Annotated in this window: 12 protein-coding genes; 8 read left to right on the top strand and 4 right to left on the bottom strand. The window is 46.6% G+C overall.

Features of this window, described 5'->3' with window-relative positions:
- Positions 1-2: 2 nt before the first annotated feature.
- Positions 3-2,324, top strand: a complete 2,322-nt coding sequence (locus tag AC0YN6_RS09450; RefSeq protein ID WP_475746516.1) for a histidine kinase — start codon at positions 3-5, stop codon at positions 2,322-2,324.
- A 70-nt stretch (positions 2,325-2,394) separates the two neighbouring features.
- Here AC0YN6_RS09450 and AC0YN6_RS09455 read toward each other — a convergent pair whose 3' ends face one another.
- On the bottom strand, positions 2,395-2,718 hold the full coding sequence (locus AC0YN6_RS09455) for a winged helix-turn-helix transcriptional regulator (protein WP_475746517.1): 324 nt from the start codon (positions 2,716-2,718) through the stop codon (positions 2,395-2,397).
- 147 nt (positions 2,719-2,865) lie between these two features.
- Here AC0YN6_RS09455 and AC0YN6_RS09460 point away from each other — a divergent pair, with 147 nt between their 5' ends.
- From AC0YN6_RS09460 to AC0YN6_RS09470, 3 genes are all read left to right on the top strand, one after another.
- Entirely contained in the window at positions 2,866-3,630 is a 765-nt protein-coding gene (locus tag AC0YN6_RS09460) for a dioxygenase family protein (RefSeq protein ID WP_475746518.1), read from the top strand.
- 23 nt (positions 3,631-3,653) lie between these two features.
- On the top strand, positions 3,654-4,400 hold the full coding sequence (locus AC0YN6_RS09465) for a GTP cyclohydrolase II (RefSeq protein WP_475746519.1): 747 nt from the start codon (positions 3,654-3,656) through the stop codon (positions 4,398-4,400).
- 248 nt (positions 4,401-4,648) lie between these two features.
- The gene (locus AC0YN6_RS09470) at positions 4,649-5,611 is read left to right on the top strand and encodes an aldolase catalytic domain-containing protein (RefSeq protein ID WP_475746520.1); all 963 of its coding nucleotides are present in this window, start codon (positions 4,649-4,651) and stop codon (positions 5,609-5,611) included.
- A 66-nt stretch (positions 5,612-5,677) separates the two neighbouring features.
- Here the strand turns inward: AC0YN6_RS09470 and AC0YN6_RS09475 are convergent, their stop codons facing one another.
- A complete protein-coding gene (locus AC0YN6_RS09475; protein WP_475746521.1) occupies positions 5,678-5,980 on the bottom strand; it encodes a hypothetical protein in 303 nt (100 codons plus the stop codon).
- A gap of 151 nt (positions 5,981-6,131) precedes the next feature.
- On the opposite strand from AC0YN6_RS09475, the gene AC0YN6_RS09480 reads away from it, so the two are divergent.
- Entirely contained in the window at positions 6,132-7,439 is a 1,308-nt protein-coding gene (locus tag AC0YN6_RS09480; RefSeq protein WP_475746522.1) for a VWA domain-containing protein, read from the top strand.
- A 123-nt stretch (positions 7,440-7,562) separates the two neighbouring features.
- Here the strand turns inward: AC0YN6_RS09480 and AC0YN6_RS09485 are convergent, their stop codons facing one another.
- Together AC0YN6_RS09485 and AC0YN6_RS09490 are read right to left on the bottom strand one after the other, a co-directional pair.
- On the bottom strand, positions 7,563-8,942 hold the full coding sequence (locus AC0YN6_RS09485; RefSeq protein WP_475746523.1) for a Glu/Leu/Phe/Val family dehydrogenase: 1,380 nt from the start codon (positions 8,940-8,942) through the stop codon (positions 7,563-7,565).
- A gap of 420 nt (positions 8,943-9,362) precedes the next feature.
- Positions 9,363-9,515 (bottom strand): hypothetical protein, encoded by a 153-nt coding sequence (locus tag AC0YN6_RS09490; protein WP_475746525.1) that lies wholly within the window; start codon positions 9,513-9,515, stop codon positions 9,363-9,365.
- 174 nt (positions 9,516-9,689) lie between these two features.
- Between AC0YN6_RS09490 and AC0YN6_RS09495 the strand changes: the two genes are divergently transcribed.
- The 3 genes from AC0YN6_RS09495 to pheT all read left to right on the top strand — a co-directional run bounded on the left by AC0YN6_RS09495 (position 9,690) and on the right by pheT (position 15,132).
- Complete coding sequence (locus AC0YN6_RS09495) at positions 9,690-11,102, top strand: copper resistance D family protein (protein ID WP_475746526.1); 1,413 nt, start codon at positions 9,690-9,692, stop codon at positions 11,100-11,102.
- A gap of 529 nt (positions 11,103-11,631) precedes the next feature.
- The gene (pheS, locus tag AC0YN6_RS09500; RefSeq protein ID WP_475746528.1) at positions 11,632-12,666 is read left to right on the top strand and encodes a phenylalanine--tRNA ligase subunit alpha; all 1,035 of its coding nucleotides are present in this window, start codon (positions 11,632-11,634) and stop codon (positions 12,664-12,666) included.
- Between the two features lie 24 nt (positions 12,667-12,690).
- The gene (pheT, locus tag AC0YN6_RS09505; RefSeq protein ID WP_475746529.1) at positions 12,691-15,132 is read left to right on the top strand and encodes a phenylalanine--tRNA ligase subunit beta; all 2,442 of its coding nucleotides are present in this window, start codon (positions 12,691-12,693) and stop codon (positions 15,130-15,132) included.
- Positions 15,133-15,233 lie beyond the last annotated feature (101 nt).

Genomic DNA, 15,233 nt, shown 5'->3' on the forward strand with positions numbered 1-15,233 from the left:
ATATGGCTCCGCTGAAAAAGAAAACGCCAGAGGAGCTGCTGCTCTCCATAGCAAAGCTGCATCATGGACGACTGAAAATACTAATCGGCGCTGTGAGCGGCTCGGGCAAGACGTATCATATGCTGTGCGAAGGCACACAGCTGAAGCAAGATGGCATTGATGTTGTCCTTTGCGCGGTACCTAGGCATCAAAGTGCAGAAACGCTCGAATTGATTGGACCTCTCGAGCGAGTACCCAGTATCCATTGGTGGAAGGAGGGTACTGAGCAAGAAGATCTAGATTTGGACGCGTTGGTTGCGCGAAACGCAGAAGTGCTGCTCATAGATGAGTTAGCTCATCGCAATCGTGAAGACGCGAGGTTCCAAACGAGGTTTGAAGATGTGATGTTCCTCCTTAGCAAGGGCATAAGTGTCATTACGACGATCAACGTTTATGAGCTCGAAGGTGTGGATCAGGCTGTTCTAAAATGGACGGGTATTCGTCCATCCTGTACCGTACCAGCTCATACGCTTGAGCTTGCTGACGAGGTTAGGCTGATCGATGTATCTCCTGAAACGATGCTTAAGCGGTTTGAGGATGGCAGTTTAGGGTTTAAGCCTGACCCTGCAATTGCACTGCGCGGAAATCTAGCCGTGCTGCGTGAGCTGTCGCTGCGCCTTGTGGCAGAAGGAGTGAACGAATCGTTAGAGAAACATCGTGAGCAGCTTGGGCTCACTGGTCCGTCAGGCGCTTCCGAGCGTATTCTGGTAACGGCTCAATATCATTGGAATGGCTCTTTATATGTAAGAAGAGGTCAACAAATCGCTCGAAGGCTTAATGGAGATGTTATCGTCATTTCCTTTAGAGGAACCAAAAAAATACTGTCCAAGGAAGAACAAGCATTTAAAGCTTCTATTAAAAAGCTCACCGTTAAGGTAGGCGGGTCATTCGAGGAGCTGCCGCTGTATAGTCGCCGCTTGCTGCCGTCCGCTCTCGTTCGCTATGCCGAGGAGCATCAGGTCACTCGGATTGTTATGGGCCACTCGAAGCAGAGCAGATGGCAGCAGCTGCGGCAAGGCTCTATTGTCGATAGTGTGCTTCGCCGGCTCAAACAGATCGATTTGTTTCTTATGGCTGACCGTTCAGAGCAGGAAGGCGAGCGGATATTACCGGTAAAGCAGAGGAACGATTCGCGAAAAGCACTGTTCCGCAGGTTTAGTCAGGTTGAGCGCGAGCAGCAAATGGAATCCATCCGCAGAGGCAATTTTAATTTGTATATTGGAGCGGCTCCAGGCGTTGGGAAAACGTATCGGATGCTTGCTGAAGCGAACATGATGCTGCACAAAGGTATAGATGTTGTTATTGGCTTAGTAGAAACGCATGGACGCGAGGAAACGTTGAAGCAAATTGGCGAGCTGCCAATCGTTGAGCGGCAAATTATTGAATATCGGGGAACACGGCTTGAAGAAATGGATGTTGAAGCGATTATCCGCAGAAATCCCGATGTTGTGCTGGTAGATGAGTTAGCGCACACGAATGTGCCGGGCAGCGTGAGGAAGAAACGTTATGAGGACGTCATTCATTTACTTGAAAAGGGCATATCGGTCATTTCGACGATGAATGTCCAGCATATTGAAAGCTTAAATGATGCCATTGAACAGGTAACTGGCGTTCGAGTAAGAGAAACGGTACCGGATGCCATCATACGGCTGGCAGATCAGGTGGAACTAATCGATGTGACACCGCAAATGCTGCAGCAGCGAATGAGAGACGGGAAAATATATGCCAAAGTAAAAGTGGAGCAAGCGCTTGGCTCTTTTTTCACGACGGGCAATTTGATTGCGCTTCGTGAACTTGCTCTTCGCGAGCTTGCTGACGATGTAGATGAGCGCCTTGAAGCATGGGATCGCAATCAAACGCTGCGCGGACCTCTTCGCAGAAGAGAGGTTATTTTCGTTGGCGTTGATATTGAAGCGGATGCAGAGCGGCTTATCCGCCGCGGTTTCCGTATTGCTTATCGACTGAAGGCGCAGTGGCATGTACATCATGTACAAGATGGCACTCCTTTGTCAGATGAGGCTTTAAACAAACGCGATGTATTAATGAAGCTGACCGAAAGGCTGGGCGGCGTGTTTGAAATGTCCAAGGCGGAGAGCAGAAAGCATATCGCAGGTACGTTGCTTACTGCAGCCAACTGCGCCAAAGCAACGCAGCTCATCGTTGGGCAGTCTGGAAGGGATGGCTGGCTGCATCGCTTTCGCAGTAATATTGTGCGTGAATTGCTGCAAACAGGCCGCCATATGGATATGCTCATAGTAGCAGACCGAGTTACGGATAGACGTTAAAAAAAGGGATTATCTAGTCAGCACGTATTGTCGCTGTCCAGATAATCCCTTTTATGTTGTGTATGGTTGATCAGGCTTGTGTCATTGGTTCAATCCAGTCTTGAGACCACTTTACTATTTCATGGATAATCGGTTCAAGAGCTCGGCCCTTCTCCGTTAAAGAATATTCAATGCGAACGGGTATTTCGGGGTAAACATGTCTGTCGACAATACCTTCATTCTCTAGCTCTTTGAAACGTTCTGACAGCAATCTGCCGCTGATCGGCAGTGCGGACTGAACTGTGCTGAAACGCTGCGGGCCGGACAAAAGCTGGAATATGATAAGGCCGGTCCAACGCTTGCTTATAATTTCCATTCCCTTCTGAAAACGGGGACAAAGGTTAGATTGATCCATTCGTATCACCTCTTTTTACTTCTAATAAGTATAACTCTAATATCTAAACTATACAAGCACACCTGAATATTGTTAATCACTTGACTATCATTAGTTATAAATTTATAATTAGTTACAAATAGTAAGTGACCTAGAGGAGGCACCCATATGAATCCCTTATTTCTAGCACATGGATCACCGATGCTCGCTGTCGAGCAAAATGAATATAGTCAATTTCTTAAGCAAACAGGAGCGAGTTTGAAGCCGGATGCCATCGTAATTTTCACCGCGCATTGGGAGACTGATACCGTCACGATTTCATCGAAAGATGATGAATATGAAACCATATATGACTTTTACGGATTTCCTGATGAGCTTTACCAGGTTAAATATCCTGCTAAAGGCTCAACGAGGATAGCAGAGCTTGTTGGCCATTTGCTGAGCGAAAAAAATATTCCAATAGCATATGATAATGAACGCGGACTTGACCACGGCTCATGGACGATGCTGAAGCATATGTTTCCGAATGCAGATATTCCTGTCGTTCAGATTTCTGTCAATCCTTATCGCTCTGCAGAGGAGCAGTTCCGAATTGGCGAAGCGCTGCGCAGTCTCAGCTCACAAAACATATTGCTGATCGGCAGCGGAGTTACCGTTCATAATCTAAGAATGGTAAACTGGGGACAGAAGGAGCCGGAAAGCTGGGCTGTGCAATTCGATGACTGGTTGATAGAAAAAATGAATAAACAAGATATTAATTCACTATTTCAGTATGAACAGCTTGCACCGTATGCTAAAATGGCAGTACCTCGCGCGGAGCATTTTGTTCCATTATATATTGCTCTTGGAAGCGGAAATCCAGACAACCCACCGAAGGTCATCTATCGAAGCTATGAATTCGGCACACTCAGCTACTTATGTATGCAATTTTAATTTAATAGAGAAGGTGAACAAGCATGATTAAACCTAACATAGCAGCACTTATTAAGAATAAACTTAAAAGAACGCAAAGCGGCAATGATGATATCTATGTGATTGGACCTGTTAAGCTTCCCGTCGAACTGGACGGTGAAACGCATATGTTTCATTGGTACAGCTGGCTTAGCAAAGAGGCAGGAGAGGAAATGTCTCCCGAGCAGCTGGTTGAGCATTTAAATCGTTTCTCCTACGCTGATCTCCAGCAATCGAGTGTTCTTGTGTATGGCGATTTTGAAAATAGTGAAGATACGCTAATTCGGATGCATAGCATTTGTCATACGGGGGATATATTCGGAAGCGCAAGATGTGATTGCGGCTATCAGCTAAAGCAATCGATGCGTATTATTATGGAGCATGGTGCCGGGGCGCTCTTTTATTTGGCCAACCATGAGGGCCGTGGAATTGGCTTGTTCAGTAAGGCGATTGCCTATTTGCTTCAGGAGGATGGACTCGATACGGTTGACGCGAATACAGAGCTGGGCTTTGCAGATGATGCACGTGATTACAGCGATGCGATTGCTGTACTAAAGCTGCTCAGAGTATTGCCTGTGACAATCATTACCAACAATCCGCGAAAAGTAGATGCGCTTCGCAAATCGGGCATGAACGTGGCGGGCAGAGTGCCGCTATGGGGCAATTCATCCGTCTATAATGAGAAATATTTACAAACAAAGATGAAGAGATCAGGTCATTTTGGACAAGAGCCACAGACGCTCATTAAATAAAAAGGTGAAACAAAAGCAGCAAAAAAGTCCGTTTACGCGTTAAATCGTTGAAGCGGCTTTTTTTTGTTGAAACAATGGTCATAATAGGTAGAACAACAGCCATAGAGCAATTTTGTAGAAACTGTAATTTATACGTAAAATAGGCTCTAAATCAACCATAAAACGACAAAATTATTTTGCGTTCCTCTTCCTTTTCAAGTATGATGGGATAAAATGAACTCATGTTCACATTAAAGGAGTAACAAAGCATGCAATCAAAAACAAGCCATTGTAAAATTGTTGACTGCACGATCCGCGATGGCGGACTCGTGAATAATTGGGATTTTAGTGTCGAGTTCGTTCAGCATTTGTACCAAAGCTTGAATGAAGCCGGCGTCGATTATATGGAAATCGGCTACAAGAATTCACCGAAACTGCTTAAAGGTGCCGAAAATGCAGGACCTTGGCGTTTTCTGAACGATGATTTTTTGAAGAAAGTAATTCCGAACAAAGGCAACACAAAGCTGTCGGCACTTGTTGATATCGGCCGTGTGGATGAGAACGACATTTTGCCGCGCAGTGAGAGCATGCTTGATCTGATTCGCGTTGCTTGCTACATCCAAGATGTAGACAAAGCGCTTGAGCTTGTTAAAGTATTCCATGATCGCGGCTATGAAACGACGATTAACATTATGGCTCTTTCGAACGTAATGGAAAACCAGCTAATTGAAGCGTTCCAGCTTATCAACGAAAGCGTTGTTGATGTTGTATACGTGGTTGACTCGTACGGCAGCTTGAAACCAAGCGATATGAGCTACCTTGTTAACAAATTCCGTCAGCACCTGCCTAACAAGCGCCTTGGCGTTCACGCACATAACAATCTTCAGCTTGCATTCGCTAACACATTGCTGGCTGCAGAAAGCGGGGTAGAGCTTCTTGATGCTTCCGTTTACGGTATGGGCCGCGCTGCAGGTAACTGCAACACGGAACTGCTTGTAGCTGAGCTTCAAAATACGAAATATAGCATCCGCCCTGTACTCGATATGATCGAGAAGTATATGGTTCCGCTTCGCGAGAGAGAAGAATGGGGTTATATCATCCCTTATATGATCACAGGTATTTTGGATGAGCACCCGCGCTCTGCAATGGCGCTTCGCGATTCTGCAGACAAAGACAAAGGCGTAGAGTTCTATGACCGACTTACAACGCCGGAGATCGCTCACCGCAAATAACAATATATACAAAGGAAGCCCCGATGAGTCAGCAGATGACTGATCGGGGCTTCTTTTAATTATGGACTAATGCTCAAGAAGCTCGCCGTCACCTCGTATGGCGGCAGCTTGATGAGGCTCGTTTGGATGGAAATAACCTTTGCCGCGGAAGGTTTGACCGCTGCGCGCTATAGCTGTAAGCTCGATTCCGATATCTTCGTTTTTGCCAAACCAAGCTAATAACTCACGGTCGCCAACGCCGTTTATATCGATGTACCACAGTCGATCCCCATAGTCTGTCACTCGAACGAGCTCGGCAGAAGTGAAGGAAAGCTGAACGGTTCTTTGCTGATATGTCATTTCGAACGCTAATAATTCAAATGTTTCCAAGGTGAAGTCCTCCTGAATAAATGCTTCATACAGTCGATCGTGCGACTCGCCGCATGTCTGTAACCGATTGTAATGTTACTGGCTTATTAATGCAACATTCTCTTTCCATTTATCGTCAGATTAGGAAATGCAAATAAAAGGGGATGAAGGTATGAAGGCAGGTCATTTTTTCAATAGAGCTGATAAACATAGAAAAAGCTCTAACTGGATCATATTTGTTTTGTTAGCGATGCTGCTTGTGCTTAGTGCTTGCTCGTCTTCTTCAAACGATGCGAGAAACAGCGGAAATCTGGACTCTGCAGCCAAAGAGAGTTCGCCGTCCAATGGAGAGGAAACTACCTCAAGCAGTGAGAATCGTGCGATAACTAAGGAGCCAACAAGGGAGAAAGAAAGAGGCAAACGCGGCTATCAGAATCCGGATAAAGTAGAACAAGCAGGCCAATTAACAGCTGGTGAATGGGATGATCTAGCGGCATGGGAGCGCTTTGGGAATTTACTTAACTCGCGCGAGGGGGACAGCAGTAAACGGGTTTGGCAGTTCTGGAATTTTAATCGGCTTGAGGTTATAGTGACGGCAAAAGGAAAAGCTGTGTCCGATGCGAAAGTAGAGCTGATGGCTGGCAAGCAATCGATTTGGAAAGCGCGTACGAATACGGAGGGGAGAGCCTTCGTCTATGCTGGACTTTTTGAGAAAGATACGGCGAATTTAGGCAGTTATACGGTTAAAGTACAGTCAGAGCAGGAAAGTAAAACGACGCAGCAGGTGGAAATTCCAGAGCAAGGCAGTATCAAGGTAGATTTGGACAAGAGCGCTGCATTATCAAATCAAGTAGATATTATGTTTGCAGTGGACACGACTGGCTCCATGGAGGACGAACTCAATTTCTTGGAGGCAGAGCTTAAGGATGTTGTTAAGCGTGTGTCGGATGAACATGCGAATCAGCTAGACATGCGTCTAAGTGCAAACTTTTATAGAGATAAGCATGATGATTATATCGTCAAGCCATATCCATTTACTACGGACATTAATAAAGTAACTGATCAATTCAGCAAGCAAGATGCGGAGGGGGGCGGCGACTTTCCTGAAGCTGTTGATCAAGCGCTTCGCGATGCGCTTCATGAGCATTCGTGGAGCGAGGAGGCACGTGCTCGCTTGCTGTTTCTCGTTCTAGATGCACCGCCGCATGATGATGCTCAAGTGATCGATGAGATCAAGCAGCTTACGGAGGATGCGGCGGAGCAAGGAATTCGCATTATCCCGGTAGCATCGAGTGGCGTAGATGTGGATACGGAATATTTGATGCGCTTCATGGCAAGCGCTACAGGTGGAACTTATTTGTTCTTGACTGACGACAGCGGAATTGGCGGCGACCATCTGGAGCCTGCTGTAGGCGAATTTGAGGTTAAGCTTCTGAATGATTTGCTTGTAGAGGTCATTAATCGTTACGTGCAGCAGTAAAATAAGTTTAACAAAAGGCAATCTCCCGGCAGCCGCAGCTGATCGGGAGATTGCCCTTTAGTTTGCATATAAAGAAAGTTACATCAACCATGCACGAGTGTATCAGCGGGTTTATGCTTTTAGTTAATACAGCTTGCCTTGACGATACAGAACGGTAGACAGCTTCATAACCGCGTGATTATAACAGTTTTGACGGAGCGGGGACGGATCTCCAAAGAAGGCTGGAAGGATGCCGTTTAATGTTTTTTGCATTTTTTCATACAGCATCTGATAGACCTGCTCTTCGCTGAAAAACTGTGTCTCTCTTCCTTGCAGCCATTCGAAGTAGGAGACGATAACACCGCCCGCGTTCGCTAATATATCGGGAATAACGATCGTACCCTTTGCAGTTAATACTTCGTCAGCCTCGCCTGTGACTGGGGCATTTGCACCCTCGACAATGATGCGAGCTTTTATTTTCTCGACATTGTCTTTGTGAACCTGCTCCTCAAGCGCGGCAAGAAACAGCACATCGACACCTAAATAGAGCACTTCTTCACGACCAAGAATTTGGGCTTTCAGATCAAGCTCTGATAGAGCGGCCTCGTCTGATGGCAAATCGCCTTGGTGGAGAGCGGCATATTCGAGCAATGTTGGGATAGAAAGACCATCCGGATTGTACAGCGTTACGTTCCGGTCGCTTACGGCAACGACTTTATTGTTTAAATAAGAGCATTTATAAGCTTCCATTGCAGCGACTGAGCCAACGTTACCGAAGCCTTGAACGGCAATCGACAGCGGCTTATCCGCATGCGCCAGCGCTGTTTGCACGAATGGGTTTGTGCTGCCGGCAAGCCAGCTGCTTTGCTCTTTAAGGAAATCATGAAGCATGTATCGGAAGGTGAAATAGACGCCTTTACCGGTTGCTTCCCTGCGGCCCAATGATCCGCCATTAATGACGCTTTTGCCAGTGAAGCTGCCAAGATAAGGATGACCGGGATGTATGCTTTTGTATTCAGCCATCATCCAGTCCATCTCTCGCTCGCCTGTTCCCATATCTGGGGCCGGAATGTCTTTGTCAGGGCCGAGCACATCACTGAAGTATTGTACATATTTTTTGCAAATCATATATAGCTCTCTAGCGGAATAGGAGCGCGGATTTATGCCAACTCCACCTTTGCCGCCGCCGAAAGGCACTTCGTGAAGAGCGTTTTTGAGTGTCATAAGTGCAGCGAGATTGGTTACTTCATCTTCATTTACAGATTCGTGAAACCGAATACCGCCCTTATAGGGACCGAGTGTGTCGTTATGCTGGATGCGATAGGCTGGAATTCGAACGACGTTGCCGTTGTCTACCGTAATACGCAGGAAGGCTTTATGTACTTTGTTAGGGGTGGAGAGAATTGCAGCAAGTGATAAAAAAGCTTGCTCACGCGACTGGTTCTGTAAATTTGGTAAAAAAGCAGGGTCTCCCATTAATGCGTTTAAGGATTGCTGTACGATGGCTCCTGTTTGGCTTGCCATAACTAAACGACCTCCTCTGTGATCAGGAATGAGAATATTTCAAGGCGAGACGTACGATAGCCAATTCGAAATGGCACATACGTCTGCACTTGAACTCTTACTGTATCATATTGGAACGTTTAAGCCAAAAAAGGGAATATTGCTTTATTTAATCTATCATTTTTAAGATGGAAGGGGCTCAGGTCTATACAGCAAATATCTGTTTTTATATCCGGCAGCTGTCCGAGATGCAATTGCTAGACAATGCAATAGTATTATACGCAGTCAATGGATTATCGTCGATAGAAAGGGACCGGATGAGTATTGGCCGGATTTTTTCGCTCGAGAAAAAGGAGATACACCATAAGAAAGAGGCATGTTCGCTATGCGGGTTGCACAGCGAACATGCCTCTACATACGTTATGAAGTTTAGTTTTTCCTTTATGCTTGATCCTCTTCACTGTCTGCGGCATAGGCGATAAGCGCTACTTCCTTGCCGTATGTCTCACTCAATTGCTGCTCCAGCTTTCTAATCGCGTCAAGCGCATCACTTTGACTGTTTAACTCAGCGATATGATAATCCTTGTCCATCATCGTCGTTCACATCCTCCCTAACTTGGTTTTTATTAGTAGAATGGGCTTTAATGCTTATTGCTATACGTGTTAGCTCATCATGGCTGCACGTATATTTGTTAACAGTTCTGTAATTGTTCTTTTGACAGCGGTCTAGTACACTAGAGCAGAATGACATAAAGGGAAGTGACATCAATGTTTAAAGTAAGGCTTCATACTAAACAAACTTTGCCCTCCAATTGGGCGAAATACATGACAATACTCATGTTAGTTGTTGTCATCGCTGCAGCTGCTTCGCTATGGATTCAGCCGGAGAAGGCATTGGCGCAGCCGCTTTCGATTTTGGAAGTGACATCCTTCAATCCGCATGAGCAGGTCGGTCATGGGGACATGACGGACACTCACTCCAAAGAAGGGGTGACCGTGGCACAACTTTTATTTTTTGCAGTCAGAGCGATTTATTATATTGCCTTCATGTTCGCGGCTGGAATACTTCTTTGGTCGATCACGTTTCATAAGGATTCGGATGCCTCACAGCGCAAACTGGTCGAAAAATGGAGTCTCTATACGGTCAGAGGGCTGCTGCTTGCCGTGTTAGTGTTCGTATTTGTTCATGCGAGCCAATTAATGAAAGGTTATGAAGGCAGTGGTATGGTTGAATGGATCCGCTTATTTACGGAGACGTCTACGGGTCAGTCATGGCTTGCACTGATTGTATTATCATTACTTGGATTTATCGTTTTGAAGCTGCAGGATTCATTCAAAATCATTTGGGCGCTGCTGCTTGCTGCGGTAGAAAGTTTTAATGGACATGTCAATGCGCTTCCGAGCAATACGATGGCAGTCGTATTCGACTTTGTTCATATTGTATGCTCTGCGTTGTGGGCTGGCGGATTATTGCTAATATTGGTGATGTGGCGGACAGATCGCAAGGAAGCATGGAGGTTTGCCGAGCGGTTTACGAAGGTCGCTTGGGTGACGATTGTACTGCTAACGATAAGCGGAATCGGAATGACTGCTCTTCTTCTGCCCACCTGGCGTTATTTATTTTATACAAGCTGGGGCTTTATGCTGCTTGCCAAAACAGGTTTAGTACTGCTTATCTCATGTGTGGGCTTTCTGCTTCATAGACGAATTAAACAGCAGAAGCTGCCAAGCGGTAAGCTGCTGAAGCTTGACGCACTTATGATGGCCTTGGTGTTAATTGTTGCAAGTATCTTTACCTATATTAGTCCCATCCCTGATACGGAACCGCTATCCTATCACAAAATGGGCGATAAGCTGCATTATACGGTGAACATTACGCCAAATGGGCCAGGTCCCAATCATGTGGAGTTGAAAATATGGCTGCCGCAGCAGCTAGGTACGCCGGCTGCCGTGCAATTTAAGCTTCGAACACCTGATCATCCGAATCGTGCAGATATTAATGTTCCAGTGCGAGGCGCTAGCGGGGAGGATTATTTATCTTCTTTCCCAGGTTTTAAGGAAACAGATTATGAATCGGATGAGTTCGAGCTGCCAACTCGCGGCGCATGGGAGGCTGAACTGCTTATTACTGATCAGACCGGAGCAATAACGAAGCAATTGATCCCATTTCGGAACGATTAACGGGAAGACTCATAGTAAGAAAGCGAGCTTTGCGGTTGCATCACTACTTCAGATTGCATATAATATAGATTATCATTTCATATTTGAAATAAAGCGATGATGGAGAAGAGTAAACAGTACTTTCGCACAGGAAGAAGACGCCGTAGACTGAGAGCGTTTTTGTGAATATAGGCTGCCGAAGTTCACTCCTGAGCAGACACCTGAAACGCCATGATATAAGGCGCGAGTAGGGAGAGTCCGGTTCCCGCCGTTATGGGGCTAAGGGATTGTCATTCACCGCCGCTTTGCAGCGTTAATCGTGCTTGGTTAGGCGTACTGGCTGAATTACAATCCGAATTAGGGTGGTACCACGGTTCTTTCGTCCCTTTAGGGAGAGAGGGCCTTTTTTTGTGCAAATGTAAGAATTTATAGGTTTATTAGCTTATAAAGTGCTTATATTTCTCCGCGAAACGATAGCTAAGTCTCCTAAGGATGGCTTTAGCCGTTACGCTTGCATGATTTAGGTATGATGATATGGAGGCGAAGAAAAATGAAGGAAAGATTGGAAGGACTGCGTATCGAAGCGCTGCAGGAGCTGCAGCATGTGGATACTCCACAGCAGTTAAACGATTTGCGTATCAAGTATTTAGGTAAAAAAGGGGCTTTGACTGAGATTTTGCGCGGAATGGGCGGACTGAGTGCTGAAGAGCGTCCAATCATTGGTCAAGTAGCTAACGATGTTCGAGCAGCGATCGAAACCGTTATTGATGGCAAGCAAGAAGCTTTCCAGCAAGCTGAGACAAATAACAGACTTCTAGCGGAGACGCTTGACGTTACCCTTCCGGGTAAGCAGCTGCCGACAGGTTCCATACATCCTTTAAACAAAGTAGCGCAAGAAATCGAGGATATTTTTATCGGTCTGGGCTATACCGTTGCCGAGGGACCAGAGGTGGAAGAGGATTACTACAACTTTGAAGCTTTAAATTTGCCAAAAAATCATCCGGCGCGTGACATGCAGGATTCGTTCTATATCACGGATGATATCCTTATGCGTACGCAGACTTCTCCGGTTCAGGTTCGTACAATGAAAGCGATGAAAGGCCAATCGCCGGTTAAAGTTATTTGCCCGGGTAAAGTATACCGCCGTGATGATGACGATGCGACACATTCCTTTCAGTTCAATCAAATCGAAGGTCTTGTCATTGGCAAAAACATACGGATGAGTGATTTGAAAGGAGCATTACTGCAATTCGTGCAGCAAATGTTCGGCTCGCAAGCACAAATCAGACTTCGTCCAAGCTTCTTCCCATTCACAGAGCCAAGTGCTGAGGTTGACGTTACTTGCGTACAGTGCAGCGGTAAAGGCTGCCGTATGTGCAAGCATACAGGCTGGCTCGAGATTCTTGGCTGCGGCATGGTGCATCCTCGCGTTCTTGAAATGGGCGGCTACGATCCAGAAGAGGTCAGTGGCTTTGCATTCGGTATGGGTGTTGAGCGTATCGCGTTGTTGAAATACGGCATTGACGATATTCGTCATTTCTATACGAACGATCTAAGGTTCTTAGGCCAATTCGCAAGAATGTAGCAATGAGAGAAGGGAAGAAGAGAGATGAATGTATCCTATAAATGGTTAAATGAATATATCGATCTTGCTGGCTTCACCGGCAGCGAGTTAGCGGAGAAAATGACGCGCGGCGGTATTGAAATCGACGTCGTTGAGTCCCGTAACAAAGGCGTAACAGGCGTCGTTGTTGGCTATGTAAAATCGAAGGAAAAGCATCCAGATGCGGATAAGCTGAACGTTTGTAAGGTTGATGTTGGCACGGGTGAAGAGCTGCAAATCGTATGCGGAGCCAAAAATGTTGATGCGGGCCAGCTTGTACCGGTTGCTGTCATTGGCGCAGTGCTGCCAGGCGATTTCAAAATTAAGCGAGCAAAGCTACGTGGCGTTGAATCTCAAGGGATGATTTGCTCAGCGAAGGAGCTTGGTTTGAATGAAAAGCTGCTGCCGAAGGAGCAGCAGGAGGGCATTCTCGTTCTTCCGGCATCAACGAAGATCGGTTCGTCAATTGGCGAAGTGCTTGGTATTGACGATGAAGTGCTTGAGCTTGATTTGACGCCTAACCGCTCCGACTGTCTCAGCATGATTGGAGTAGCCTATGAAATTGGCGCATTAACAGGTCGTGAGGTACGTTTGCCGAGCGCTGACATTAATCATACAGCAGTCCGTGCAGATAGCCATGTATCGGTGAGTATTAGTGCTTCCGAGCAGTGCTCGCATTACTCCGCTCGTTATATTAAAGGTGTGAAGGTCGGAGAATCCCCGCTGTGGCTGCAAAATCGATTGATCGCTGCTGGCGTTCGTCCAATCAATAACGTTGTTGACGTTACAAACTTTGTTATGCTGGAGTATGGTCAACCGCTTCATGCCTTTGATGCAGATCGCGTACCTGGCGGCCGCATTGATGTTCGACTGGCGAAAGCTGGAGAAACGCTTGTTACATTGGATGATCAAGAGCGCAAGCTGGAGCCGCATATGCTCGTTATTACAGATGGTCAACAGCCTATCGCGCTTGCCGGCGTAATGGGTGGAGCGAGTACGGAAGTTACGGGGGAGACAGTCAACATTTTGCTGGAGTCGGCAAAATTCGATGGCGGTACGGTACGGAAAACCTCGCGTCAACTAGGACTTCGTTCAGAATCAAGCATTCGCTTCGAGAAAGAGGTTGACCCGGCTAGAGTGATCCCTGCGCTTGATCGCGCGGCGTCTCTTATCGCAGAGCTGGCAGAAGGCTTAGTCGCTGAAGGCATTGTCGAGGTGCGTGCGGGAGAAGTGAAGCCAGCTCAAGTGGCCGTTTCTTTGGATAAAATCAACGGCTACCTCGGAACGGAGCTCTCAAGGCTGGAGGTTCAGACGATTTTTGGTCGTTTGCATTTTGAGTACGAGTTGTCTGAAAGTAATGTGTTTACTGTAAATGTACCTACTCGTCGCGGCGACATTACGCGAGCGGTAGATCTGATTGAGGAAGTTGCTCGTTTACACGGTTACGATGAAATTCCTACAACACTCATTCACGGCGATGTTATTCCGGGCTTCTTGACGAAGCCGCAAGCCATTCGCCGCGAGCTTCGCAAGCGTTTGTCGGATGCAGGTCTTCACGAGGTAGTCAGCTATTCCTTCACGGGACCTGAGCGAACCAAGTTATTTCCTGCACTCGCTCAAAATACGAATCCGATTCGCTTAGCGATGCCAATGAGTGAAGACCGCAGCGTGTTGCGTACGACGCTCATCGCTCAACTTCTAGAAACGGCTGCCTATAACCGCAACCGTAAAAACGAGTCAGCTGCGCTGTTTGAAATCGGCAGCGTATTCCATACCGATGAAGAGCAGTTAACTCGTTTGCCTCATGAGAAGCATCGTTTTGCAGCTCTTCTAACAGGCAATCGTTCAGAGGCGCAATGGAACGCCAAATCGACGCAGGTTGATTTCTATGATGCGAAGGGTATTTTGGAAACCGTATTTGCGGTGCTAGGCTTGACGGCGAGCGTATCGTATGAAGCGGCTCAGCCAGAGCATTTCCATCCAGGCAGAACAGCTGCCGTGCTTCTTCATACGCCAAAAGGCAATGAAGTTATTGGTTATGTTGGTCAGTTGCATCCTGCTCTTCAACTCGAGGAGGATCTAGCTGATACTTACGTCCTTGAAATCGGTCTTGACCTTATCTATGAGCAAGCAGATTCGTCAATCGAATACAAGGTGCTGCCACGCTATCCGGCTATGCAGCGCGATATTGCAGTTGTCGTTGATCAAGAGGTGGCTGCTGCTAAGTTAACTGGCGTTGCATGGGAAATTGCAAGCGAGCTGCTTGAGTCCGTTCGCGTCTTCGACGTATACACAGGCGAGAAGCTGGGAGCCGGCAAGAAGAGCGTTGCAATATCGCTAGTTTACCGTCATGGCGAGCGTACATTGACGGATGAAGAGGTAACAGAGCTGCATGGCAAGGTTGTTTTACAATTAGAACAATCTTTTGCAGCAGAATTACGCAAGTAGGCAGGAAACCTTCAAAGCCGCATCGAAATAGTTCCTAGTGAGCTATCGATGCGGCTTTTTTCCTTGTAAATATAAGGCATTATTGCTTCTGGAACGATTAT

The sequence above is a fragment of the Paenibacillus sp. J22P15 genome (genome assembly GCF_056269345.1).

What these genes read in the sequence shown, in the direction of transcription:
- AC0YN6_RS09490 (WP_475746525.1), bottom strand. Translation starts at nt 9,515, where the DNA reads ATGATGGACAAGGATTATCATATCGCTGAGTTAAACAGTCAAAGTGAT.
- pheT (WP_475746529.1), top strand. Translation starts at nt 12,691, where the DNA reads ATGAATGTATCCTATAAATGGTTAAATGAATATATCGATCTTGCTGGC.
- AC0YN6_RS09480 (WP_475746522.1), top strand. Translation starts at nt 6,132, where the DNA reads ATGAAGGCAGGTCATTTTTTCAATAGAGCTGATAAACATAGAAAAAGC.
- AC0YN6_RS09460 (WP_475746518.1), top strand. Translation starts at nt 2,866, where the DNA reads ATGAATCCCTTATTTCTAGCACATGGATCACCGATGCTCGCTGTCGAG.
- AC0YN6_RS09495 (WP_475746526.1), top strand. Translation starts at nt 9,690, where the DNA reads ATGTTTAAAGTAAGGCTTCATACTAAACAAACTTTGCCCTCCAATTGG.
- pheS (WP_475746528.1), top strand. Translation starts at nt 11,632, where the DNA reads ATGAAGGAAAGATTGGAAGGACTGCGTATCGAAGCGCTGCAGGAGCTG.
- AC0YN6_RS09465 (WP_475746519.1), top strand. Translation starts at nt 3,654, where the DNA reads ATGATTAAACCTAACATAGCAGCACTTATTAAGAATAAACTTAAAAGA.
- AC0YN6_RS09450 (WP_475746516.1), top strand. Translation starts at nt 3, where the DNA reads ATGGCTCCGCTGAAAAAGAAAACGCCAGAGGAGCTGCTGCTCTCCATA.
- AC0YN6_RS09470 (WP_475746520.1), top strand. Translation starts at nt 4,649, where the DNA reads ATGCAATCAAAAACAAGCCATTGTAAAATTGTTGACTGCACGATCCGC.
- AC0YN6_RS09455 (WP_475746517.1), bottom strand. Translation starts at nt 2,718, where the DNA reads ATGGATCAATCTAACCTTTGTCCCCGTTTTCAGAAGGGAATGGAAATT.
- AC0YN6_RS09485 (WP_475746523.1), bottom strand. Translation starts at nt 8,942, where the DNA reads ATGGCAAGCCAAACAGGAGCCATCGTACAGCAATCCTTAAACGCATTA.